Source organism: Sulfitobacter sp. HGT1, from assembly GCF_013282155.1.
Taxonomy (GTDB): domain Bacteria; phylum Pseudomonadota; class Alphaproteobacteria; order Rhodobacterales; family Rhodobacteraceae; genus Sulfitobacter.
In genome coordinates this window covers 1-1,069 of record NZ_BLWI01000031.1, presented here as the reverse complement: position 1 = coordinate 1,069, position 1,069 = coordinate 1, and the positions used below count along the sequence as shown (strand labels likewise).

The 1,069-nt window shown below is 44.3% G+C and carries 2 protein-coding genes and 1 pseudogene; all 3 read right to left on the bottom strand.

What is annotated here, in order from left to right; genetic code table 11:
* Nucleotides 1–204, bottom strand: a pseudogene (locus HGT1_RS18495) (endonuclease domain-containing protein); the annotation flags it as partial.
* Nucleotides 205–277: 73 nt separating this feature from the next.
* Nucleotides 278–805 carry a hypothetical protein gene (locus tag HGT1_RS18170; protein ID WP_176251369.1) on the bottom strand — a complete coding sequence of 176 codons (528 nt, stop codon included), beginning with the start codon at nucleotides 803–805 and terminating at the stop codon, nucleotides 278–280.
* An 18-nt stretch (nucleotides 806–823) separates the two neighbouring features.
* Nucleotides 824–1,069: hypothetical protein (locus tag HGT1_RS18165; RefSeq protein ID WP_217903003.1), on the bottom strand; the 246-nt coding region annotated here is incomplete at its 5' end.

Below are 1,069 nucleotides of genomic sequence, written 5' to 3'. Positions count from 1 at the left end.
TTCTACAGTCCAGTACGTAAGGAGGTTTCTAATGAAGTCGTACGACGTACAATTCTGTCCCGTTCTATTAGCCCAAGAGAGTATACGTCCCTCGGGTTGGTTACAGGCTCGGTGTAGTACTGATCTAACACGGCCTGTTCCGTGGTCGTGGTCGAGAACCGCTTGGTCAGGACGTATAACGTTACCGCAAAGAGGGCAGATATTGTTCTGCTTACTAAGTCATGCTTTACGGTAGTCAGGGACTTCTTTATGCTTACGCCTCTGGGAGATTCTCTGTTCATGATTCATACTTACCTGTCTCTAAGTTAAGCTTCTTACGTACATCAGTGAAGTACTGACAATAATTAATAGGCTTCTGGTGTACACTCCATCGTTTGATGAAAGCCATAGCATCACGTCTACGTTGGAAGAATACAGCATACGAAGAAGTGATCCCTCCTGCGTTGTAAGACTTATCACCTACACACCAACCCTTCCCCTCAGCTACATCAGGGACGTTTTCTGCGAGCCATTCTAGAACCTCTGGCTTTAATTCTCGGATGGTTCGGTTGCCAACCCTTTGCCTGTAGTCCTCTATCTCTTCAGGAGGCTTTTCACGGCCATGCTCTTTCCAAACCGCCTTCATACTTTCTACCCATTCATTGGCATAAGTCTCATGATGGTACTTACTTTCTACGGTTAGGTTTTCCCAGTCTTCTTTATAACCTTCACGGTAACTATAGAGACTTACAATGATTTGACAATCAAAGGGCTTACTGTCCCAGTGAGCGCTGTGACACCAACAGTGGTTTCTAAGGTAATCCATTAAACTCTCTCCTCAAGTTTATTCACACGATACCTCGTAGATTGTATTATCCATTGCTTCCCTAATCATATCAATCATAGCATCAGCGGCTGCTCTTGACGGTGCATCCTTAGCGTTAGCTCTCTGCTTAATCCAGTATTCGTATCTAGTCTGTAACTTAGTTAACTGCATACCGGGGTTGATGTCAGGGTTATGTAAGCACATAATTTCATCGTCTTCTTCATCCCACTTATCTTGTAAGCTCATACTGCCTCCAGTTGTTCT